This window comes from Glaciihabitans sp. UYNi722, from assembly GCF_040549465.1.
Classification (GTDB): domain Bacteria; phylum Actinomycetota; class Actinomycetes; order Actinomycetales; family Microbacteriaceae; genus Lacisediminihabitans.
The window spans coordinates 174,625-197,058 of the sequence record NZ_JBEPTL010000005.1; the positions used below are offsets into that span (position 1 = coordinate 174,625).

21 protein-coding genes, 1 tRNA gene, 1 other RNA gene and 1 pseudogene are annotated in these 22,434 nt (G+C 65.0%); 16 read left to right on the forward strand and 8 right to left on the reverse strand.

The genetic code is table 11. The features are described from left to right. Position 1 precedes the first annotated feature (1 nt). The gene (locus tag ABIB56_RS05600; RefSeq protein WP_354568030.1) at positions 2-325 is read right to left on the reverse strand and encodes a heavy-metal-associated domain-containing protein; all 324 of its coding nucleotides are present in this window, start codon (positions 323-325) and stop codon (positions 2-4) included. 50 nt (positions 326-375) lie between these two features. Further along, positions 376-657 (reverse strand): metal-sensitive transcriptional regulator, encoded by a 282-nt coding sequence (locus tag ABIB56_RS05605; protein WP_354568031.1) that lies wholly within the window; start codon positions 655-657, stop codon positions 376-378. A gap of 112 nt (positions 658-769) precedes the next feature. On the opposite strand from ABIB56_RS05605, the gene ABIB56_RS05610 reads away from it, so the two are divergent. The 8 genes from ABIB56_RS05610 (at position 770) to ABIB56_RS05645 (ending at position 9,701) form a co-directional block, all read left to right on the forward strand. Beyond that, positions 770-2,914, forward strand: coding sequence for a heavy metal translocating P-type ATPase (locus tag ABIB56_RS05610; RefSeq protein WP_502917560.1), 2,145 nt, complete (start codon positions 770-772; stop codon positions 2,912-2,914). Between the two features lie 60 nt (positions 2,915-2,974). Next, entirely contained in the window at positions 2,975-3,340 is a 366-nt protein-coding gene (locus tag ABIB56_RS05615; protein ID WP_354568032.1) for an ArsR/SmtB family transcription factor, read from the forward strand. Next, positions 3,337-4,365, forward strand: a complete 1,029-nt coding sequence (locus ABIB56_RS05620) for a cation diffusion facilitator family transporter (RefSeq protein WP_354568033.1) — start codon at positions 3,337-3,339, stop codon at positions 4,363-4,365. The genes ABIB56_RS05615 and ABIB56_RS05620 overlap by 4 nt, the downstream gene beginning before the upstream one ends. Before the next feature lie 14 nt (positions 4,366-4,379). Next, positions 4,380-4,541: a DUF1232 domain-containing protein gene (locus tag ABIB56_RS05625; protein ID WP_354568063.1), complete on the forward strand. Its 162-nt coding sequence runs from the start codon at positions 4,380-4,382 to the stop codon at positions 4,539-4,541. Then, on the forward strand, positions 4,528-5,733 hold the full coding sequence (locus tag ABIB56_RS05630) for an ROK family transcriptional regulator (RefSeq protein WP_354568034.1): 1,206 nt from the start codon (positions 4,528-4,530) through the stop codon (positions 5,731-5,733). Before ABIB56_RS05625 ends, ABIB56_RS05630 begins: the two co-directional genes overlap by 14 nt. Before the next feature lie 254 nt (positions 5,734-5,987). Next, entirely contained in the window at positions 5,988-6,332 is a 345-nt protein-coding gene (locus tag ABIB56_RS05635; protein WP_354568035.1) for a hypothetical protein, read from the forward strand. A gap of 276 nt (positions 6,333-6,608) precedes the next feature. Then, on the forward strand, positions 6,609-7,886 hold the full coding sequence (locus tag ABIB56_RS05640) for a saccharopine dehydrogenase family protein (protein ID WP_354568036.1): 1,278 nt from the start codon (positions 6,609-6,611) through the stop codon (positions 7,884-7,886). A 39-nt stretch (positions 7,887-7,925) separates the two neighbouring features. Beyond that, positions 7,926-9,701: a helicase HerA-like domain-containing protein gene (locus ABIB56_RS05645; RefSeq protein ID WP_354568038.1), complete on the forward strand. Its 1,776-nt coding sequence runs from the start codon at positions 7,926-7,928 to the stop codon at positions 9,699-9,701. 104 nt (positions 9,702-9,805) lie between these two features. Here the strand turns inward: ABIB56_RS05645 and ABIB56_RS05650 are convergent, their stop codons facing one another. Both ABIB56_RS05650 and ABIB56_RS05655 read right to left on the reverse strand, forming a co-directional pair. Next, positions 9,806-10,444: a hypothetical protein gene (locus ABIB56_RS05650; protein ID WP_354568039.1), complete on the reverse strand. Its 639-nt coding sequence runs from the start codon at positions 10,442-10,444 to the stop codon at positions 9,806-9,808. A 253-nt stretch (positions 10,445-10,697) separates the two neighbouring features. Next, positions 10,698-10,782: transfer RNA gene (locus ABIB56_RS05655), tRNA-Ser, on the reverse strand. Positions 10,783-10,901: 119 nt separating this feature from the next. On the opposite strand from ABIB56_RS05655, the gene ffs reads away from it, so the two are divergent. Further along, positions 10,902-10,998, forward strand: an RNA gene (gene ffs, locus ABIB56_RS05660) — signal recognition particle sRNA small type. Between the two features lie 133 nt (positions 10,999-11,131). Here the strand turns inward: ffs and ABIB56_RS05665 are convergent. Continuing rightward, positions 11,132-11,452, reverse strand: a complete 321-nt coding sequence (locus ABIB56_RS05665; protein WP_354568040.1) for a helix-turn-helix domain-containing protein — start codon at positions 11,450-11,452, stop codon at positions 11,132-11,134. A 245-nt stretch (positions 11,453-11,697) separates the two neighbouring features. On the opposite strand from ABIB56_RS05665, the gene ABIB56_RS05670 reads away from it, so the two are divergent. The 3 genes from ABIB56_RS05670 (at position 11,698) to ABIB56_RS05680 (ending at position 15,661) form a co-directional block, all read left to right on the forward strand. After that, entirely contained in the window at positions 11,698-12,264 is a 567-nt protein-coding gene (locus ABIB56_RS05670; RefSeq protein ID WP_354568064.1) for an ATP-dependent Clp protease proteolytic subunit, read from the forward strand. 170 nt (positions 12,265-12,434) lie between these two features. After that, positions 12,435-14,543: a phosphate acetyltransferase gene (gene pta / locus ABIB56_RS05675; protein WP_354568042.1), complete on the forward strand. Its 2,109-nt coding sequence runs from the start codon at positions 12,435-12,437 to the stop codon at positions 14,541-14,543. Next, positions 14,540-15,661, forward strand: a complete 1,122-nt coding sequence (locus tag ABIB56_RS05680) for an acetate/propionate family kinase (protein ID WP_354568043.1) — start codon at positions 14,540-14,542, stop codon at positions 15,659-15,661. The genes pta and ABIB56_RS05680 overlap by 4 nt, the downstream gene beginning before the upstream one ends. 310 nt (positions 15,662-15,971) lie before the next feature. Here ABIB56_RS05680 and ABIB56_RS05685 read toward each other — a convergent pair whose 3' ends face one another. Beyond that, the gene (locus tag ABIB56_RS05685) at positions 15,972-16,616 is read right to left on the reverse strand and encodes an SDR family oxidoreductase (RefSeq protein WP_354568044.1); all 645 of its coding nucleotides are present in this window, start codon (positions 16,614-16,616) and stop codon (positions 15,972-15,974) included. 88 nt (positions 16,617-16,704) lie between these two features. On the opposite strand from ABIB56_RS05685, the gene ABIB56_RS05690 reads away from it, so the two are divergent. From ABIB56_RS05690 to ABIB56_RS05705, 4 genes are all read left to right on the forward strand, one after another. Continuing rightward, positions 16,705-18,792 (forward strand): DNA polymerase III subunit gamma and tau, encoded by a 2,088-nt coding sequence (locus ABIB56_RS05690; RefSeq protein ID WP_354568046.1) that lies wholly within the window; start codon positions 16,705-16,707, stop codon positions 18,790-18,792. Positions 18,793-18,795: 3 nt separating this feature from the next. Continuing rightward, the gene (gene recR / locus ABIB56_RS05695) at positions 18,796-19,395 is read left to right on the forward strand and encodes a recombination mediator RecR (protein ID WP_354568048.1); all 600 of its coding nucleotides are present in this window, start codon (positions 18,796-18,798) and stop codon (positions 19,393-19,395) included. Between the two features lie 104 nt (positions 19,396-19,499). Then, positions 19,500-20,765 (forward strand): aspartate kinase, encoded by a 1,266-nt coding sequence (locus tag ABIB56_RS05700; protein WP_354568049.1) that lies wholly within the window; start codon positions 19,500-19,502, stop codon positions 20,763-20,765. Continuing rightward, the gene (locus ABIB56_RS05705; protein ID WP_354568050.1) at positions 20,762-21,814 is read left to right on the forward strand and encodes an aspartate-semialdehyde dehydrogenase; all 1,053 of its coding nucleotides are present in this window, start codon (positions 20,762-20,764) and stop codon (positions 21,812-21,814) included. Before ABIB56_RS05700 ends, ABIB56_RS05705 begins: the two co-directional genes overlap by 4 nt. A 177-nt stretch (positions 21,815-21,991) precedes the next feature. Here the strand turns inward: ABIB56_RS05705 and ABIB56_RS05710 are convergent, their stop codons facing one another. Beyond that, positions 21,992-22,216, reverse strand: a complete 225-nt coding sequence (locus ABIB56_RS05710) for a putative endonuclease domain-containing protein (protein ID WP_354568051.1) — start codon at positions 22,214-22,216, stop codon at positions 21,992-21,994. Between the two features lie 59 nt (positions 22,217-22,275). Then, positions 22,276-22,434: pseudogene (locus tag ABIB56_RS05715) on the reverse strand (IS30 family transposase); the annotation flags it as partial.

Here is a 22,434-nt window from a genome sequence, read left to right on the forward strand (position 1 = left end):
GCTAAGAGGTCACCAGGGCGTAGCCGGCTTCGGTGACCGCGGCACGAACGCTATCGAGTGGCACGGGCTGGGAACTGACGACCATGACGCGGGAAGTCCCGCCGGCGTTCAAATCGACACTGACACTGTCCACTCCGTCGATGGCGGAGAGCTCTTCGGTGACGCTCGAGACGCAATGGTTGCAGGTCATCCCGTCGACCAGGTAGTGCTCTCGGATGGCGTCAGCGCTGACTGCTGCGGGCCGTTCGGTGTGACTGTCGGTCGAGCAGGTGCAGTCGTGGTCCTTGTCGGTCAGGCCGAGGTCATTGGTCGATGATGCGCACATAGTGGTTACTCCTTGTGATCGTTGTATGGATGTCGTGGTGTGGAAATCGCTTATGAGCGGACGAGGCGGGCGATAGCGGCGGAGGCTTCGCGAATTTTCTCCTCAGCGACACTGCCGCCTTCGGCCGTGGCTTCGGCTACACAGTGAGTGAGGTGGTCGTCCAAAAGGGACAGCGCGACTGTTTCCAGGGCCTTGGTGGCGGCCGAGACCTGCGTGAGCACGTCGATGCAATAGGTGTCTTCTTCGACCATCCGCTGGATACCTCGCACCTGCCCTTCGGCGCGACGAAGCCGTTTCAGGATCTGTTCTTTGTTATCGACGTACCCGACCATGACACCCTCTCCTAATACCCCTATGGGGTATCTACCCTAGACACACTAACGGACGTTGAGTCAGGTCGCAACGCTCTTGACCTATACCCTATGGGGGTATACATTACTCGGTATGAACCAGCCCGGCAACGACCATCACACACACACCACTCTTCCGCCTGTCGACGCCAGAGAAGGCTCGAGTGTGATGCACCACGACGGCATGCAGCGCGGAGAGATGGATCATTCCGGCGGCCACGCAGGGCACGCTGGTCACGGAGACCACGTCGCCCGGTTCCGTCGGCTGTTCTGGATCATGCTGGTTGTCGCCGTCCCCGTGGTCGGGTTCAGCCACATGTTCGCCATGATTCTCAGCTACGACCTCCCGCACGGTCCCGTCGTGGCGTGGATCTCACCGATTCTCGGAACAGTCATGTATTTCTGGGGTGGACAACCATTCCTGACCGGCGCCGTCTCCGAACTGAGCAGCCGCAAGCCCGGGATGATGCTCTTGATCGCCCTGGCGATCACCGTGGCCTTCATCGCATCGTGGGGTGCGAGCCTTGGGCTGTTGGATTCGCAACTCGATTTCTGGTGGGAACTCGCACTGTTGATCGTGATTATGTTGCTCGGTCACTGGATCGAAATGCGGTCGCTTGCCCAAACCTCGACAGCGCTCGAATCGCTCGCTGCTCTCCTTCCGGACGAGGCCGAGCGCATCGACGGTGACACGGTGACTCTCGTCTCGCCCGCGGAACTCGCAGTGGGAGACATCGTCATCATCCGCCCCGGCGGCCGCGTACCGGCCGACGGAACTGTGACGGAAGGAACCGCCGATGTCGATGAATCGATGATCACCGGCGAATCTCGGCCCGTTAGCCGCGGGCCAGAATCTCATGTCGTCGCCGGCACCGTCGCAACCGACACCGCAATCCGAGTACGGGTCACCGCTGTCGGCGGCGACACCGCGCTTGCCGGGATCCAGCGCCTCGTCACAGAAGCGCAAAACTCCAGCTCCCCCGCGCAACGTATCGCCGATACCGCGGCTGGCTGGCTGTTCTGGTTCGCCCTCGGTTCGGGGATCATCACCGCCATCGTCTGGACTCTCGTCGGCAGTCCCAACGATGCCATCATCCGCACCATCACGGTGCTCGTCATCGCCTGCCCGCACGCCCTCGGCCTCGCCATCCCGCTCGTCGTGTCGATCTCCACCGAACGCGCCGCCAAAGCCGGCGTGTTGGTCAAAGACCGCCTCGCCCTGGAGAGCATGCGCAAAGTCGACACCGTCCTCTTCGACAAGACCGGCACCCTCACCAAAGGTGAACCGACGGTTTCGAACCTCGCCGTCTCCGGCTCCACTAGCGAAAATGATCTTCTCGCGTGGGCGGCATCCGCCGAGAACGACAGCGAGCACCCCTTGGCCAAAGCCATCGTCCACGCCGCTAAGCAGCGCGACCTGCCGATGGCGAAAGCCTCCAACTTCCACGCCTCCACCGCGATAGGAGTCACCGCCACCATCGACGGACACGACATCAGTGTGGGTGGACCCGGCATGCTGAACAGCCACCACCTCAGTCCACTTCCCGAAACCGAGCGGTGGAAAGACGACGGAGCGATCATCCTGCACGTGCTCTCCGATGGACAGATCGTCGGAGCGATCGGCCTCGCGGATGAAGTGCGGGAGGAATCCCGGCAGGCCGTGGACGCATTGCACGAACAGGGAATCACTGTGGTGATGATCACCGGCGATGCCGAAGCCGTAGCCCACTCGGTCGCCACCGAACTCGGTATCGACCGCGTCTTCGCCGGTGTGCACCCCGAAGACAAGGCCGCGAAAATCACCGAGCTGCACAACGAGGGTCGCACAGTCGCCATGGTCGGCGACGGCGTCAACGACGCCCCCGCCCTCGCCCAGGCAAACGTCGGCATCGCAATCGGCGCCGGTACCGACGTGGCGATCGCCTCCGCCGGCGTCATCCTCGCGAGCGACGACCCACGCTCCGTGCTGTCCGTCATCGAACTCTCCCGGAAGAGTTACCGCAAGATGAAACAAAACCTCTGGTGGGCCGCCGGCTACAACCTCATCTCCGTCCCCCTTGCCGCCGGCGTGCTCGCCCCCATCGGCTTCATCCTCCCCATGGAAGTCGGTGCCCTACTGATGTCAGCATCCACCGTCGTCGTCGCCCTCAACGCTCAGCTCCTTCGCCGACTCGATCTGCGACCACAGGGCATCGTCCCCAGCGACGCGATCGCAGAACCATCTTCGGTGCTGAGCTGAGACGTCGACCTGCTATCGGGTACGTCGCTGGCCGGCGCGAACCTGTGCCATAATCTGCGTATGGATGCAGGTAAGCAGGTATGCGGTCGCGATCCCGACAGTCAGTACGTCGAGCTCGCCGTCGAGGTGTTCACGATGCTCGCTGATGCAACGCGCGTTCGGCTGGTTCTGGCGTTGCGGGATGGGGAGATGTCGGTCAATGACCTGGCCGGCATCGTGGATAAGTCACCGGCCGCCGTATCGCAGCATCTGGCGAAGCTGCGTCTGGCCCGATTCGTCACCACCCGTCAGGAAGGCACACGGGTGTTCTACCATCTGGAGAATGAGCACGCCAGCCAGCTCGTCTCCGACGCTATTTTTCAAGCCGAACACTCGGTCGGTGGAACCCCCAGACATCACCACGTACAAGACGAGTCTGCACAGTGAGTCATCCGCACGAGCACGTCCATGATCATCCGCACGAGCACGAGCACGAGCACGAGCACGAGCACGAGCACGAGCACGAAGGGCACACGCACCCAACCGGGATCAAGGGGTTCTTCTACGGCTTGTTCGTGCCGCACAGCCACGATGCGGCCGACTCGATAGATGACGCACTCGAGGCCAGCACCCAGGGCGTCCGTGCCCTGAAAATCAGCCTGTTCATCCTGCTCGGCACAACCATTCTGCAATTCGTCGTCGTACTCATCAGCGGCTCCGTGGCACTGCTAGCCGATACCATCCACAACTTCTCCGACGCCCTTACCGCCGTGCCGCTCTGGATCGCATTCGTGCTCGGCCGACGGATCGCCACCCGCCGTTACACCTATGGTTACGGTCGCGCCGAAGACCTCGCCGGGCTGTTCATCATCGCCGTCGTCGCCCTCTCCGCGATCGTCGCCGCCTGGCAGTCGATCGACCGGTTCTTCACCCCCCAACCGCTGCACAACCTCTGGTGGGTCGCCGCCGCCGGCGTCGTCGGTTTCATCGGAAATGAGGCCGTTGCCGTCTACCGCATCCGCGTCGGACAGCAGATCGGGTCCGCAGCCCTGGTTGCAGACGGCGTGCACGCGCGCATCGACGGGTTCACGTCCCTCGCTGTGGTGTTGGGCGCTCTCGGGGTGATGGTCGGCTTCCCTCTGGCCGATCCAATCGTTGGCCTGCTCATCTCTGCGGCGATCATCGTTCTGCTCTGGGGAACCGTGCGAAGTATCGGTCGTCGCCTCATGGACGGTATCGAACCGCAACTGCTCGATCGAGCCCAGCACACACTCGACAACACACCAAGCGTGCTCTCCGTCACCAAACTGCAACTTCGCTGGGTCGGACACCGCCTCCAGGGCGCAGCGACGATCGTCGTCGCCAACACCTCGCTGTCAGACGCCGAAACCATCGCCCAGGAAGCAGAACACTTGCTCGAGCACGCACTACCCAATCTCGATGACATAGCGATCCGCACCGTCACGAAATGAATGCCCGGTGGCAGATGCCCATCGGCATCCATCCTCGGTGGATCTCGCATGTCGCCCTGCTCGTCGACCTCGCGAGCCCGATTGACCTGATACCGGACTACACCCCCGTGCTCGGCTACGCTCTCGGGCGGTGCTGTGCGACATGCCCGGTAGGTTGGGCTCATGACAGTGGCTGAATCCGCGCAGGCTGGGCGCGGCAACAGCAACGACCACGTTCGTCGACACAACCTCTCGGTCATTCTCGGGCTCGTTCATCGCGCCCGTGGGCTCTCGCGGGCACAACTGACCAGGCAGACAGGACTCAACCGTTCGACGGTCGCGGCCCTGGTCGCCGAGCTGGTCGAACGCGAGCTCGTGGTCGAATCCGAGCCGGATTCGAGCAACCAGGTCGGGCGGCCGAGTCCGATCGTGCGACCCAGTCCCGCCGTGGTCGGTATCGCGATCAACCCGGAGATCGACGCCGTCACGGTCGGCGTCGTCGGCCTCGGCGGAACCGTGTTGAAGCGGGTGCGACATGCGACGGGGCATCCGCCGTCGGTCGAAGAGGCGGTGCAGATCAGTGCCGCCGTGATCGCGGGTATGCGTCCGGAGCTCGACGCGTCCTACCGCACTGTCGGCGTCGGCGTCGCGGTTCCCGGGCTCGTACGCGTCGAGGACGGCCTCGTGCGGCTGGCCCCGCACCTGCGATGGGAGGACGAACCGCTGGCCGCCATGCTCGCCGAAGCGACCGGCCTTCCGGTGCTCGCGGCCAACGATGCCCACCTCGGCACCATGGCGGAGAGCACCTTCGGGGCAGGACGGGGGCTTACCGACCTCATCTATCTCAACGGTGGCGCGAGTGGTATCGGCGGCGGCATAATCTCCGGCGGAAACTCCCTCGGCGGCGTTGCCGGCTACGCGGGGGAGCTCGGCCACACCCTGGTCAACAGCGTCGGAGTGCGCTGCCACTGCGGCGCGATCGGATGCTTGGAGACCGAGGCGCGGCGGGAGCACCTGCTGCAGGTGGTGGGGCTCACGGATGCCGATGCCGACGACCTGGAGACCGCCATCCTGGCCTCGACGGAGCCCGCGGTTCTCGCCGAGGTCCATCGCCAGCTCCGTTTCCTCGCCATCGCCCTACGGAACGCGATCAACACCCTGAACCCGCAACTCATCGTGCTTGGCGGGTTCCTCGGCACGCTCTACGCGGCCGCTCCCGGTGTTCTCGACGACCTCCTGGCAGAGCAGCCGCTCAAGGCATCCAGGGAGAGCGTGCGGGTGACCCGGGCCGAACTCGGCCGCGACCTGCTCATCATCGGCGCCGGTGAACTGGCCTTCCAGCCGCTTATCGCAGACCCCGCGGGATTTGTACCGCCCACGAGGGAATAGGCCGGTGTGAACGCGTTTTGTCGAATGTCCGAAATGACCCCGAACGATCACATCGATTGTGGCGGCTTCATTCGGCCATGGCTAGCGATGGGTCTGACAATCGCGAGGCAATCCGGCCTAATTGTTCTGAAAACGTTTTCTCACGCATCAGAGTCGATTTCGTCAGGAGTAACCACGAGTGACCACGTCAAAGACAAGGCGAATGGCAGTCGCCATCACGGATATGCGAGGCAAGTAGATGGGTCGAGTTGTGCGTGGTCGAGCGCGGCACGCTTTCGGACGCCGTCGGCATCGATCCGAGTGCGCGCCCGGAGGAGACCTCCGACGCGAACGTGCGACCCAAGGGGGAGCGCCTGGTGCTCAAGCGCCACTGGGAGGACGCAAAGATTGTGCCGATCCAGAACGGCGAGGGAGGGCATGGAGGAGGAGACCGGCTGCTTGTGCATGATGTATTCCGCGGCGCCGACGAGGATCCGCTTGGCCGCCCGGCTGACTTCCGCGACGGCATCCGAGCGGTTGCAGTCGGGATCGCCGGAAACGAATCGCTGGTGAGCGGCCAGGCTGTTTCGATCTCCGACCTCGGCATCATCCCGACCTGACGGGGGTTGGAATTGCGCTGACCCGCTAGCTCGGGGAGATGATGCCAGGGATGACGCCGCCACTCCAGCGAGAATGGCACCGCGCCAGGCGGCACCGATCATCTAGCGTGCGTGCATCCGTCGCCGCTCCGAAGGTGAAGGACCGTGCTGGGTCCAGCTGAGCGACGCGAACGGACGTTGCTACGCCTCGGTCCGCGAACCGGTTTCTCCGCCGCGAGCGGATCTCCGCCGCCAAGGAGATTCCCGGTGAGGTGTGCGAGCGGCTAACTTAGGCAGATGAGAATCCTCCTGGTCGGCGCCGGTGGCGTTGGCGATGCGATCGCGAAGATCGCCGCACGCCGCAGCTTCTTCGAAACGATAGTGGTCAGCGACTTCGACCTGGCGAAGGCAGAGAAGACGATCGCCTGGATCGAGGCGAAACACGGTCCGCAGGGCGGCCGATTCGTTGCCGCGCAGATCGACGCATCCGATCCCGACAACGTGACGGCTGTCGCCAGGGAACATCAGGCGACGCACGTGATGAACGCCGTCGAACCCAAGTTCGTGCCTACCGTCTTTGCGGGGGCACTCGCTGCTGGGGCCGACTATCTCGACATGGCGATGAGCCTGTCGGAGCCGCATCCAACCGATCCGCACAGCGAGACCGGGGTCAAGCTCGGCGACGACCAGTTCGCCCAGGCGCCCGACTGGGAGACCGCAGGGCGACTCGCGCTCGTGGGAATGGGCGTCGAACCGGGGCTGAGCGACGTCTTCGCACGCTACGCCGCCGACAGGCTCTTCAGTGAGATCGACGAGCTCGGCGTTCGCGACGGCGCCAACCTCGTTGTGCGCGACGCGGCGGGCAACGAGATCTTCGCACCATCCTTCAGCATCTGGACCACCATCGAGGAATGCCTCAACCCTCCGGTGGTCTGGGAGCGGGACAGAGGTTGGTACACGACCGAACCGTTCAGCGAACCCGAGGTCTTCGAGTTTCCTGAGGGCATCGGCGCCGTCGAGTGCGTCAACGTCGAGCACGAAGAAGTGCTGCTGATGCCGCGGTGGGTCGACGCGAAGCGGGTGACATTCAAGTACGGGCTCGGCAACGAGTTCATCGGCATCCTCAAGACGCTGCATCAACTCGGACTCGACAGGACTGTGCCGCTCACTGTGCGCTCGACGAACGGACCGGTCGAGGTCGCGCCGCGCGACGTCGTGGCGGCTGCACTCCCCGACCCGGCATCCATCGGACCGCGGATGAGCGGCAAGACCTGCGCAGGACTCTGGGTCACCGGTGCCGGAACCGACGGCGCTCCGCGATGCGTGTACCTCTATCACGTAGCCGACAACGAGTGGACGATGGCGGAATACGAGTCGCAGTGCGTCGTCTGGCAGACCGCGCTCAACCCGGTGATCGCACTCGAGCTGCTCGCCGCTGGGTCGTGGAAGGCCACCGGTGTCGTCGGCCCTGAGGCTTTCGACGCCTCCCTTTTCCTCGACCTCATGGCACGTCCGGAAGACGAGGGCGGGTACGGCCAGAGCTGGGGTCTTGAGGAGCGCACCGCCACCGACTGAGTCTCGCGAATCACGTGTCGCCGCAACTAGGCTGACGACATGTCGGATGCTGCTGCCCAGGTCGAAGCTGCCAGAAAAGCCCTCGCGGATGCCGAGGCGGCCCTCGCCGCCGAGAAAGCCGCCGAGAAAGCGGCCGCGGAAGCCGCCCCTGCGGCAAGCTCAAGGACTGCAGCAAGCTCAAGGACTGCAGCAAGCCCAGGAACCGCGGCAGGTCCGCTCAGCGCGGCGGCCATGGAGACCATCTGGGCCGGCTACGACTTCTCCGGTGAGGTGCTCGAAATCGGCGCGCTGGTGAACGGTGACGCACAGCCGAAGGTCCAGGTGCGCATCCCCGTCGCGATGCTCAACCGTCACGGACTCGTCGCGGGAGCCACCGGCACCGGCAAGACCCGCACCCTGCAGGTGCTCGCCGAGCAGCTCGCAGCGGCCGGTGTTCCCGTCTTCGCCGCCGACATCAAGGGCGACCTCTCCGGTGTAGCGACCCCCGGCACCGAGAGCGCGAAACTGACCGACCGTACGAGCGGAATCGGGCAAGCATGGACCCCCGCATCCTTCCCCACCGAGTATTTCGCGCTCGGCGGGGTCGGCAAAGGGGTGCCCGTGCGGGCGACGGTCTCCGGGTTCGGACCCCTGCTGCTCTCGAAGGTGCTCGACCTCAACTCGACGCAGGAGTCATCGCTCGGCCTCGTCTTCCACTACGCGTCGAAGGCTGGGCTCCCGCTCGTCGACCTCTCGGACCTTCGCGCGGTGCTCAGCTACCTCACCACCGACGAGGGCAAAGACCAGCTCAAGGATCTTGGCGGTCTTTCGGCGGCCACCGTCGGCGTGATCCTGCGCGAGCTGGTGACCTTCGCCGATCAGGGCGCCGACGTGTTCTTCGGCGAGCCGGAGATCGACACCGCCGACTTCCTACGCACCGCCGCCGACGGCCGGGGCGTCATCAGCCTGCTCGAGGTGCCGGGCGTGCAAGACAAACCGGCCCTCTACTCCACCTTCCTCATGTGGCTGCTCGCCGACCTCTTCAACGACCTGCCGGAGGTCGGCGACCTCGACAAGCCGAAGCTGGTGTTCTTCTTCGACGAGGCCCACCTGCTCTTCAAGAACGCGTCGAAGGACTTTCTCGACTCGATCACCCAGACGGTTCGCCTCATCCGCTCCAAGGGCGTGGGAATCGTCTTCGTGACGCAGACACCGAAAGACGTGCCGGGTGACGTGCTCGCCCAGCTCGGTTCGCGCATCCAGCACCAGTTGCGCGCGTTCACGCCGGATGATGTCAAAGCGCTCAGGGCGACAGTCTCCACCTATCCGAACTCCGACTACGACCTCGGCAGCGTGCTCACCCAGCTGGCGACCGGTGAGGCCGTCGTCACGGTGATGAACGAGAAGGGCGCTCCGACCCCGGTCGCCTGGACGCGGCTCCGCGCCCCACAGGGACTGATGTCGCCGACCGCGCCGGAGCAGATCGACGCCGCGGTCGCGGCATCCCCGCTGCTGCTTACATACGGCACCGCCATCGACAACGACTCGGCCAAGGAGATGCTCGGCCGCAAACTGGAGGCTGCCGCTCAGACTGCGGCGGCGACAGCGACCGCGGCACAGCAGGATGCCGCAACCAAAGCAACGCAGGCGGAGTACGAGCGGATGCTGCGCGAGGTGCAGAAATCGCAGCCGAAAGCTCCGAAGGCCAGCACACGCAAAGCGCCAGCACCCCGCGCGGAGAAGAACCCCCTCACCGACTTTCTCGGCTCCTCGGCTGGCAAATCCGTGATGAGCGTCGTCGTGAAGGGGATCTTCGGAACGTTGCGCCGGCGGTAAGACGCCGGAACCCTGCGGTCACGAAAGTCGCCACCTGGCCCTCCTCGGCACCTCGTTGGGGCCATATGGCGACTTTCGTGACCGTGAGTTGCGGCTCGCCAGGCTCAGGTGCCGTTGATCGGCAGGCCGAGCAGCAGCATCAACCCGAGCACGATCGCCACGCCGGCCGTGATCACCAGCGCGCCCGCGATGGCCGCCACCACCGGACGGTTCTCGAACCAGTACGCACTGCCTGGGTACCGCTCGAAGAACTCGTCGGCGGTGATGGCCTCTGTGGGCAGTTCGAGCTCTCCCTCGATCGAGGTCGCGACCGCGCGCATGGATTCCTCGGTCCAGAAGATTCCGCGCAAGCGCAACAGGCGCACGCCCTCGCGATCGCGCACGATGAGCTGGGGGAGGGTCTCGGCGGTGGAAGTGCTGTAGGTGTGCACGAGCACCATGCTCGCGACATCCGCGGTCAGGGAGATGGTGCGCGCACCGAAGAAGCTCCGCTCGACGATGGTGGTCGCTGTCACACCGACAAAAGTCGCGCGAAAAAGCAGGAACCCGATACCGCAGAGCAGCACGCAGAAGATCTCACCGTAGACGGCCACCGGCCATGATCCGTTCGGCAGGCCGAGAAAAAGAAGAGCGGTGAAGATCGGCAGCGGCACGATGAGCAGCGTCAGAAGGCCGCTGCGGATGAGGGCCGGCTTCGGACGTACGCGCACGACGTACGCGTGCGCGTCATCGACACCGGCCACAGGTCCCCCAAGGATCACCGCGCGGGAACACGGCTGAATGGATGGTTCAAGCGCTCCTAGTAGCGCCCTACTCTCGTCCGATTCCCGTCGACCGATGTATCCATGTACTGCACGGAGACGGGAGTTGCCATGCCCGATTCCGGTTACTGCTTCATTGCGTGTTGCGTGTTGCACGGAGAATGGGGGATTCGAACTTCCCAATGGGGGAGTGCTTGCACCCAACCTGCCGGTTACTGCTTCATTGCGTGTTGCGCGGAGAATGGGGGATTCGAACCCCCGAGGGCTTGCACCCAACACGCTTTCCAAGCGTGCGCCATAGGCCACTAGGCGAATTCTCCTGGCCGGCCGACCCGGTTCTGGGAACGGCCATGAAGAATCATACGGGATGAAGCCGGGCCGGGTGGATGCCGTGGTCACTACACGATTCCCGCCATCCGCGTCGGCACGGTAAACTCGTCACGGCTCCTCGCGTGGCGCCATCCAGGCCAACTCCCCCAGGACGGAAACGTAGCAAGGGTAACCGGGCTCTGGCGGGTGCGCGAGGGGTCGCTCACATTTTCGGGCCCACCCGCCGCGGGTAACCGGAGCCGCGCCTGTCGCACAGTTCAACACGGGTCATTGCGGCCATTTCGGGCTGACGCGTCGACCCGCCTCGGCCGCAATGGCCATGTCTGCGGGGTGGGAGCCTCACGCCGCCATCAGATAGACGTCGCGGTTGTCGATGCTCAGCACGCCGCCGCCGATCTCGCTCAGTGACGTCATCTCGAGCACAGCCACCTCGCCGAGTGCGAGTTCGCGGCTCACATCGTCGAGCAGGTCGCCGAGGGTGATGTCGAGGACCCGACAGACGGTGGCGAGGATCTCGGATGACGCTTCCTTGCGTCCACGCTCGATCTCCGACAGATAGGGGAGCGAGACGCGGGAGGCGATCGCGAGCTGTCGCAGGGTCTTGCCCTGCTCGAGGCGCAGGCGACGGAGCACATGTCCGATGGCGTGGCGGAGAAGCATGGTGGAGACTCCCGACTCTGATGGCTGGCTGCGTCTTCCCGCCAGACTACGGCGATCTCTCCTCAAGACGACACCCCCGCAACCCTCTTCTGCCCAAAGCAGAATCGGTGCGCGCAGAATCGGTGCGCGCAGAATCGGTTCTGCCGGTGGCAGATCTGCTCTCGGCAGACAAGCGGAACGAAGCATCCGCAGCGGCAGAACATGGAACGACATCCACGCGAAAGGACTTTCCCATGAGCGACGCCATGCCCGCCGACCAGGACCCGCGCATCTTCCAACGGCTACTCGACGAGCGCATCATCTTCCTCGGCACGGAGGTGACGGATGCTTCAGCCAACGAGGTCTGCGCCAAACTGCTGCTGCTCAACTCGGTGGCCCCTGACAAAGACATCTACCTCTACATCAATTCGCCGGGCGGATCGGTGACCTCGGGGTTTGCGATCTACGACACCATGAAATTCGTGCAGGCGGATGTCGCGACCGTCGCGTTCGGGTTCGCGGCGTCCATGGGCCAGTTCCTGTTGTCATCCGGAACACCGGGCAAGCGTTACGCCCTGCCGAATTCGAGCGTCGTGATGCACCAGCCACATGGTGGGTTCGGCGGTACCTCCGCAGACATCCAGACCCAGGCGAAGCAGATCCTGTTCTTTAAGCGGCGGATGGCGCAACTCACCAGCGCGCAGACCGGCAAGACGCTGGAACAGATCACCGAGGATGCCGACCGGGACCGCTGGTTCACCGCCGAGGAAGCACTCGAATATGGCTTCGTCGATCACCTGGTGACGACGGCGCGCGGTATCACCGCCTCGTAGCCCGGCGAAAAATCAGGCGGCGGCGAACCGCTTGGCCGAGCGGGCTTTCGCCTTCTCCGCCTGAGCCCGGTCGGCATCTGCGAAATCGCCACAAACGATTGGCATCGACTGGGTCTACTCATCCGCACGAAACTTAGGCGTCGCACATCCGCGGACCCTAGGCTGGCCAGGTGGCTCGCAGCATCTACATCACCTCCGTCGAGGGGCACGCCGGAAAGTCGACCATCGCCCTCGGCGTACTCGACACCCTGAGTCATGAGACCGAGAGAGTCGGGGTCTTCCGGCCGGTGGCCCGCTCGAGCGAGAGCCGTGACTATGTGCTCGAGATGCTGCTCGCCCACGATGGTGTCGACCTCGACTACGACGAGTGTGTCGGGGTCAGCTATGAGGATGTGCACCAGGATCCGGATGCCGCCCTCAGCGAGATCGTCTCCCGCTATAAGTCGGTCGAGCGCCAGTGCGACGCCGTGGTCATCCTCGGGTCGGACTACACGGATGTCGGCAGCCCGACCGAGTTGAGCTTCAACGCCCGCATCGCCGCCAACCTCGGAGCCCCCGTGCTGCTGGTGCTCGGCGGCCAGTCCTCCGACGAACACGGCAGTCGGAGCCCTGACGACATGCGGCAGATTTTCGGCCTGGCCCGCCAGGAGTTGGAGAGCGCACATGCCCAGGTGCTCGGCGTCATCGCCAACCGGGCCGACCCCGACCGTCTCGACGACATCGTCGCAGCGCTCGGTATCGACGCTGGCCGGGCTCCGGTGTGGGCCATTCCCGAAGACCGGTTCCTCATTGCACCGAGCGTCGCCTCCCTCATGGGAGCTGTCGATGGCACCCTGTTCCGCGGTGATCCGGCGCTGCTCGGACGTGAATCGCTGGGGGTCGTCGTCGCGGCGATGTCCATGGAGAACGTGTTGACCCGGCTGATCGAGGGCGGCGTCGTGGTCGTGCCTGGCGATCGGTCCGACGTTCTGCTCGCCGTGCTGATGGCGCACGCAGCCGAGACCTTCCCCTCGCTCTCCGGCATCATCCTCAACGGTGGTTTCGAGATACTGCCGCAGATCGCGCTGCTCATCGACGGTCTCGACAACTCGCTGCCCATCATCCGCAACAAGCTCGGCACCTATGACACGGCGCTACGCATCACGCAGACTCGCGGGCGCCTCGCCGCCGACTCGCAGCGCAAGTACGACACGGCTCTCGCCCTGTTCGAGCAGCACGTCGACGCGGATGTGCTGCTGCGACTCCTCGACGTGAGTCGGTCGGATGTCGTCACGCCCCTGATGTTCGAATACGATCTCCTCGACCGCGCTCGCGCCGACCCACAGCACATCGTGCTGCCGGAGGGAGGGGACGACCGCATCCTCCGCGCGGCGAGCACCCTGCTGCGTCGCGGGGTGGCACGTCTCACGATCCTCGGCGAGGAGACGGAGATCCGCGCCCGTGCTACCGAGCTCGGGCTCGACATCACCGAAGCGACCATCCTGAGTCCGCTCGATCCTGAACTGCGCGAACGCTTCGCCGAGGAGTATGTCCGGCTGCGCTCGCACAGGGGCGTGCAGTTGGAGGAGGCGCGCGAGACGGTCACTGATGTCTCCTACTTCGGCACGATGATGGTGCACCTCGGTCTCGCCGACGGCATGGTGTCGGGCGCCGCGCACACGACGGCTCACACCATCCGTCCCGGTTTCGAGATCATCAAGACGGATCCCGGCGTCTCCATCGTTTCGAGCGTCTTCCTGATGTGTCTCGAAGACAGGGTGCTCGTCTACGGGGACTGCGCGGTGAACCCCGACCCGAACGCCGAACAGCTCGCCGACATCGCGATTTCCTCCGCCACCACGGCTAACCAGTTTCGGATCGAACAGCGCATCGCCATGCTGTCGTATTCGACGGGGGAGTCGGGCGCGGGAGCCGATGTCGACAAGGTGCGTTCCGCAACCGAGATTGTGCGCACGCGGCGCCCAGACCTCAAGGTCGACGGCCCCATTCAGTACGACGCGGCCGTCGACGCCTCAGTCGGTAGGTCGAAGATGCCGGACTCCGAGGTCGCCGGTCGCGCCACGGTGTTCATCTTCCCCGACCTCAATACCGGCAACAACACCTACAAAGCGGTGCAGCGCAGTGCGGGTGCGGTGGCGATCGGCCCGGTCTTGCAGGGACTTCGCAAACCGATCAACGACCTGTCGCGGGGTGCACTCGTGCAGGACATCGTCAACACCGTCGCCATCACAGCCATCCAGGCGCAGGCTCTGGATGCCGCAATCGGAAGCCCCTCATGACCCAGGTCTTCGTCGTCAACTCGGGTTCCTCCTCCATCAAGTACCAGTTGATCGATGTGGAGACCGAGGAGTCGGTGCTAAGCGGACTGGTCGAGCGGATCGGCGAACCAGGCTCGGATGTGCCTGACCACGAAGCGGGCATGCGCCGGGTGCTCGAAACCCTCGGCACGGAACACCAGATCGCCGCCGTCGGTCATCGCGTTGTCCACGGCGGATCGCTCTTCGACAGTGCAACGCTGATCACCGACGGGGTCGAAGCGCAGATCGACGAACTGTCGGCGCTCGCACCGCTCCACAACCCGGCGAACCTGCTCGGCATCCGCGCGGCTCGTCAGGCGCTGCCAGACGTGCCGCATGTCGCCGTCTTCGACACCGCCTTCCACCAGACGCTGCCGCCCGCGGCCTACACCTACGCGATCGACGCGGAGCTGGCGGCGAAGCATCATGTGCGCCGCTACGGTTTTCACGGCACCTCACATAAGTACGTATCAGAACAGGCCGCGCGCTTTCTCGGTCGGCCGCTCGCCTCGTTGAAGATCATCGTGCTGCACCTCGGCAACGGTGCATCGGTCGCGGCGATCGACGGCGGAATCTCCGTCGAGACCAGCATGGGGATGACGCCGCTCGAGGGCCTGGTGATGGGAACCCGCTCCGGCGATATCGACCCGGCCGCGCTCATCCACCTGCACCGCCAGGCCGGGCTCGGCTTCGACGAACTCGACGAACTGCTCAACCGGCGCAGCGGCCTGCTCGGCCTCACTGGCAACGGCGACATGCGCGACGTGCAGGATGCCGCATCCAGAGGTGACGAGTTCGCAGAAGCCGCGCTCGCCGTGTACCGCCATCGCGTGCGCCGGTATATCGGTGCGTACATCGCCCATCTCGGCGGTCTCGACGCTCTCGTCTTCACCGCGGGAGTCGGCGAGAACAACGCCCTGCTGCGGCGTCGCACCCTGGCGGGGCTCGAGTTCCTCGGCATCCACGTCGACAACGACCGCAACGAGCTCGTGTCGAAGCAGGCCCGCCACATCTCGCCCGAGGGTGCGCCTGTCGCGGTACTGGTGATCCCCACCAATGAAGAGCTGGAGATCGCGCGGCAGACAGCGGCGCTGCTCTAGTCGCACTGGGTCATGACTCGGCTGAGACGTGGGTGAGCGCTCGCCGGCGCGCGTTCTCCTCGCGGCGGAGTTATCGTGTCGCGGACGCCAGCACAACTCGGTCCGCGAGGGGCTATCCCCGCCACCGCGCGACTGATCGGAGCCGCGCCCTCTGTTTCGCTTCTCCGGAGGATTCCGCTCTGGTGAGGTCGCGACCGGGCCATCAGGTCCCGCGGCACGCAAGCTCCGGAGAAACGTTGCAATGCGCGTGGCGAGGCGGACCGGAACCCGCGAACTCGAACCCTCGACGATCGCTAGGGAATGCAGCCAGCTACAGCGCCGCGAGCGCCTCGGCGATCGGAAGCCCGCCGCCGGTCGCCTCGAACTGGCGGTGGATGCCGCTGCCGTCGGTGAGTAGAGCGACGATGATCGCGGCCACATCCGCACGGGGAATGCTGCCGCGAGCGATCCGTTCACCGACCGTCACGCTGCCCGAGCCCGCAGTGTCGGTGAGGCCGACGGGACGCACGATCGTCCAGTCGAGGTCGCGTTGCTTGACCGCGGCATCGGCCTCGCCCTTCGCGGACAGGTAGACCTGGAAGGCATCTCCCGAGGGGTCGCCTTCGTCAGCGCCGGCGCTCGACACCACGATGAATCGGCGCACTCCGGCGGCCACCGCGGCGTCGGCGAGAAGAATGGCGCCGTCACGGTCCAGGCTGAGCTTGCGGGCATTGCCGCTGCCATTACCGGCGCCGGCCGCGAAGACGGCGGCGTCTGCCCCGGACAGAACGGTCACGACATCCGCGACTGTACTGTTCTCGAGGTCGAGCACAACGGCTTCAGCACCGGCGGCGGCGAGATCGGATGACTGGTCGGAATTACGGATGAGGCCCACCGGTTGGTGTCCGGCATTCGCCAGTTGTCGCGACAGCAGCATGGCGATTTTGCCGTGACCTCCGGCGATGACGATTCTCATCTGTCAAGGCTACGTCGCCGGAGTGCAGCCGCCCTGTGCCGCTGGCGAACAGGGACGCCTGGTCGGTGGTGCCGGGTAGTCTTGACGCGTGGTCACCGCCCTGTATCGCCGTTATCGGCCAGAGAATTTCGCCGAGTTGATCGGGCAGTCGCAGGTGACCGATCCGTTGCGCACGGCGCTGCGCAACGACCGGGTCAATCACGCCTATCTCTTCTCCGGCCCACGCGGGTGTGGCAAGACCACGTCGGCCCGCATCCTCGCCCGTTGCCTCAACTGCGTCGAGGGTCCGACCGATACTCCCTGCGGCGTCTGCCCTTCGTGTGTGGAGCTCAGTCGCGACGGCGGAGGGTCGATGGACGTCGTCGAGATCGATGCCGCGAGTCACAACGGTGTCGACGACGCCCGCGACCTGCGTGAGCGTGCCGTCTTCGCGCCCGCCCGCGATCGCTACAAGATCTTCATCCTCGACGAGGCGCACATGGTCACGCCTCAGGGCTTCAACGCGCTGCTCAAGATCGTGGAAGAGCCGCCGGAGCACGTCAAATTCATCTTCGCGACGACCGAGCCCGAGAAGGTCATCGGCACCATCCGTTCGCGTACGCATCACTACCCGTTCCGTCTGGTGCCTCCTGCCCAGATGCTCGAATACGTGCAGCAGCTCTGCGACAGCGAGAAGGTGAATGTCGAGGCCGGCGTTCTGCCACTCGTCGTGCGTGCCGGTGGCGGCTCGGTTCGCGACACGCTCTCCCTGCTCGACCAGCTCATCGCCGGGTCCGAGGGGTCGTCCGTGCAGTACGAGCGGGCGGTCGCGCTGCTCGGGTACACGCACGGCGCACTGCTCAGCGAGGTCATCGACGCGATCGGGGCCAGGGATGCGGCCGCCGCGTTCGCGTCGATCGACAGGGTCATCCAGACCGGCCAGGATCCACGCCGCTTCGTCGAAGACCTGCTCGAACGCCTGCGCGACCTGATCATCGTCAGTGCCACCACGGATGGCGCAGCCGCCGTACTCCGCGGTATCCAGCAAGACGAACTGGACCGCATGGCCGCGCAGGCTGCGCAGTTCGGCACGGCAGAACTCAGCCGGGCGGCGGATGTCGCCAACGCAGCCCTCACCGAGATGACGGGCGCCACGTCGCCTCGCCTGCACCTCGAACTCATGATCGCGCGCGTGCTCGTGCCGGCCAGCGACGAATCCGAGCGCGGAGCCCTCGCCAGGGTCGAACGCCTCGAGCGGCGCGTCGGTGTGGAGGCCCCGGGTGCCGGTGTTGCGGCACCCGCTGCGCCTCGTGCGCCCGCACCCGCTGCTGCCGTACCGGCGGCTGCTCCGACCGCCCCCGCAGCCCCGCCAACAGGACCGCCGGCCGCCGACATCGGAACTCTTTCTGGTGAGGAGGCATCCGGGTCAGTGTCTCCTGGCGTAGAGTCGGTGTCTCCTGCGTCGGTGTCTCCTGCGCCTGTCGAACCCCGGACTGCCGCTGCGCCTCCCTCATCCGTCGAGATCAAGCCGGTGAGCCTCCAGCAGGTGAAAGACTCCTGGCCGGAGATCCTCGAGGCTGTCGAGAAAGCCAAGCTCAGCGCCTGGATGGTCGTCTTCACCGCCAAGCCGCTCGAGTTGCGGGAGGGCTCTGTGCTCGTGCTGTCGTTCCCGAGCCAGAACGATGTCGATGCTCTCAAACAGCAGGCGGCGCCCGGCGAGGGCGTTGCCGACTACTTCAAGCAGGCCGTCTTCGACGTGCTCGGCTTCCGTCCACTGCTGATCGCCAAGGTTGAGGCGAGTCGTCCCGTCGTGCAGGAGGCGCCTCCGGAGCCGACCGAACCGGATGTCGAGCCTCCCGTTCCTTCAGGAACCACCTGGGAGACCGTCGTCGTCACCGACTCCGAGCCTGAGACCAAGCGAGTGCCCGAGACCAAGCGAGTGCCCGAGACCAAGCGAGTGCCCGAGACCAAGCGAGTGCAGGAGGCGTCGAAGGCACCAACCCCCGCGCCGGTGGCTGCACAGGTCCCAGAAGCGCAGAAGGTCGACGAGACGGTCGCAGAGCCGCCGATGGTGCAGAGGCCGAGCAACCCCGGTGACAAGCAGCGCTACGGCGAGGCAGTCGTGCGCGAGATCCTCGGTGCGAGTTTCATCGAAGAGCAGGTTGTCACACCGCGCGTGACGCCGCAGGAGCAGTAGGCCATGTACGACGGAATCGTGCAGGAACTCATCGACGAACTCGGGCGCCTCCCCGGCATCGGCCCGAAGTCGGCCCAGCGCATCGCCTTCCACATCCTGCAGACCGAATCCTTCGATGTCGGACGACTCTCCGAGCTGCTGCGCGACGTGAAAGACAAGGTGCGTTTCTGCGACATCTGCGGCAACGTCACCGAGCAGGAGACCTGCAACATCTGCCGCGATCCACGGCGCTCGCCGGCCACCATCTGCGTGGTGGAGGAGGCGAAGGATGTCGTAGCCATCGAGCGCACCCGCGAGTTTAAAGGCCTCTACCACGTGCTCGGTGGCGCCATCAGCCCGATTGACGGCATCGGACCGGATGATCTCCGCATCCGCCAGCTCATGCAGCGTCTCGCCGACGGAACCGTCATCGAGGTCATCATCGCAACCGACCCCAACCTCGAGGGGGAGGCCACCGCCACCTATCTTTCGCGCATGCTCATGCATCTCGACCTGAGGGTCACCCGCCTCGCATCCGGCCTGCCGGTCGGCGGCGATCTGGAGTATGCAGACGAAGTCACCCTCGGGCGCGCCTTCGAGGGGCGCCGACTCGTCGAGAACTGACGCTCGACGAGCACCTCGGCTCCGACGTAACGCAGGGTTGTGGGCCAGTAGAATTGTCGACTGGGCTCGAACCCGGCCCATCCCACCTGCCGCAGGAGAACACGATGAGCTTGATCGTACAGAAGTACGGTGGCTCCTCGGTGGCCGACGCCGAGAGTATCAAGCGCGTCGCCAAGCGCATCGTCGAAACCCGTAAAGCGGGCAACGATGTGGTGGTCGTCGTCTCAGCGATGGGCGACACCACCGACGAACTCGTCGACCTCGCCAACGAAGTCACACCTCTGGCGTCCGGCCGAGAACTCGACATGCTGCTCACCGCTGGCGAGCGCATCTCGATGTCGCTGCTCGCCATGGCAATCAAGAGCCTCGGCCAGGAGGCGCGCTCCTACACCGGCAGCCAGGCCGGCATGATCACGGATGCCAAGCACGGCAGCGCTCGCATCGTCGATGTCTCCCCGACCAGGGTGCGTGCAGCACTCGACGCGGGAGCGATCGCCATCGTCGCCGGCTTCCAGGGCTTCAACCGCGGCACAGGAGACATCACCACTCTCGGCCGCGGCGGATCAGACACCACAGCCGTCGCACTCGCCGCAGCTCTCAACGCCGATGTCTGCGAGATCTATACCGACGTCGATGGCGTGTTCACCGCCGATCCACGGGTCGTGCCGAATGCCCGCAAGGTAGACCGCATCACCAGCGAAGAGATGCTGGAGCTCGCTGCTGCCGGGGCCAAGGTTCTCTATATTCGCGCCGTGGAATATGCGCGTCGCCACGGCGTTACGCTTCATGTACGCTCCTCGTTCAATAACAATGAGGGCACGCTGGTGGTCAATCCGACAGAGGGAGAGAGCGTGGAAGAGCCAATCATTTCCGGTGTCGCTGCTGATTTGAGCGAAGCCAAGATCACGATCGTCGGCGTCCCAGACGTACCGGGCAAGGCGGCGCAGATCTTCACCCTCGTGGCATCCACCGAGGCCAATATCGACATGATCGTGCAGAACGTCTCTACGGCCGCCACCGGTCTCACCGACATCTCTTTCACCCTCCCCAAATCGGATGGCGCGAAGGTTCTGAAGGCGTTGGAAGACAACAAGGAGATGGCGGGCTTCGACTCTCTTCAGTACGACGACCAGATCGGCAAGCTCGCCCTGGTCGGCGCGGGTATGCGCACCAACGCCGGGGTCTCAGCCAAACTCTTCACCGCGCTGTTCGAGGCGGGTATCAACATCGAGATGATCTCCACCAGTGAGATCCGCATCAGCGTGGTCACCCGCGCGGACACCATCGACGAAGCAGTTCGCGTGGTCCACAGTGCCTTCGGCCTGGACGGCGACGAAGAGGCCCAGGTTCACGGAGGTACCGGACGATGAGTGCTGCAGTCAGAATCGGCGTCGTCGGCGCCACCGGCCAGGTCGGAGCTGTCGTGCGTCGCCTGCTCGAGGAGCGCGACTACCCGGTCGCCGAGATCCGCTACTTCGCGTCCGCACGTTCCGCCGGCACCACGCTGCCCTGGAGGGGCACGGATGTCGTGGTCGAGGATGCCGCGACCGCCGATCCCACAGGCCTCGACATCGCGATCTTCTCCGCGGGTGCCAGCACGTCGAGGGCCCAGGCACCGCGGTTCGCGGCAGCCGATGTGCTCGTGATCGACAACTCGTCCGCCTTCCGCATGGACCCGGAGGTTCCGCTGGTCGTCAGCGAGGTCAACCCGCACGCGATCGCCGAGGCTCGCAAGGGCATCATCGCGAACCCGAACTGCACGACTATGGCGGCCATGCCGATCCTGAAGGTGCTAGATTCCGATGCCGGCCTGCAGCGACTGATCGTGAGCACCTACCAGGCCGTCTCCGGCGCGGGTCTTGCCGGCGGCAAGGAGCTGCTCGACCAGGCGCGGGCCGCGGTCGGCCAGGACGTCATCGCTCTCGTGCACGACGGCAGTGCCGTCACCTTCCCCGAGCACTCCACCTTTCCGGAGACCATCGCTTTCGACGTCATCCCCTTCGCCGGCAACCTCGTCGACGACGGACTGTTCGAGACGGATGAAGAGAAGAAGCTGCGCAACGAGAGCCGCAAGATCCTCGAGTTGCCGGACCTGCTCGTCAGCGGCACCTGCGTGCGCGTGCCGGTCTTCACCGGGCACTCTCTCTCGATCAATGCCGAGTTCGCGAACCCCCTGAGCGTCGAGCGCGCGAGGGAACTGCTCGCGGATGCCCCCGGAGTCGTTCTTACGGACGTGCCAACGCCCCTCAAAGCTGCGGGCACGGACCCGTCCTACGTGGGTCGCATCCGCCAGGACGAGGGCGTGCCGAACAACCGAGGACTCGCGCTCTTCATCAGCAACGACAACCTGCGTAAGGGCGCCGCGCTCAACGCTGTGCAGATCGCGGAGCTCGTCGCAGCCGGCCTCGTTCGGGCGTAGTCTCTGGCGAACGGCGAACGGCGAACGTTTGCCCTAGTGGGCCCGTCAACAGGACGGATGCCGAAGTCGGTCCCATGAACAGGACCTCCCGTATGACCGGTGCACTGGGTCCTGTCGAGCGGACGGTTCATCCGGGCCTGGCAGCCCGGTTCAGGCGGCCCGGACTAACAGGCCTTCTCACGCGGCACGCCCCGGCCGTCCGCGGGCGAGTCCGCTCGCAACAACGTCCAAACACCAGGGCAGCTCGAACATGACCTGGGAATAGCTGAACCGGGCTGATCCGTATTTGTTGCGGGCGGCGTTGCCGTCGCGACGGCGGTCGCGAGTCTGGTTGGCGACGCCGTCATGATGTTCTCCACTGTCGCATTCGACGATGAACCAGCCATCGACCAACGCATCCACATCTCCGACCTCCCGGATGTGCACTTGGGTCTCTACTCGATAGCCTTTCCGGGGCGAATTCAGGTGGTGGTCGCAACACCGGCTTGATTTGACGGATTCAAGAGTAGCTCGGTGAGGACTTCGGCGGGGGTGTGGTAGCCGTGGCGTTTTCGTGGTCGCGCATTGAGTTCCGCGGCAACGTTGGCGAGGATCCCGGGCCCGTGAAACGAAAGATCAGT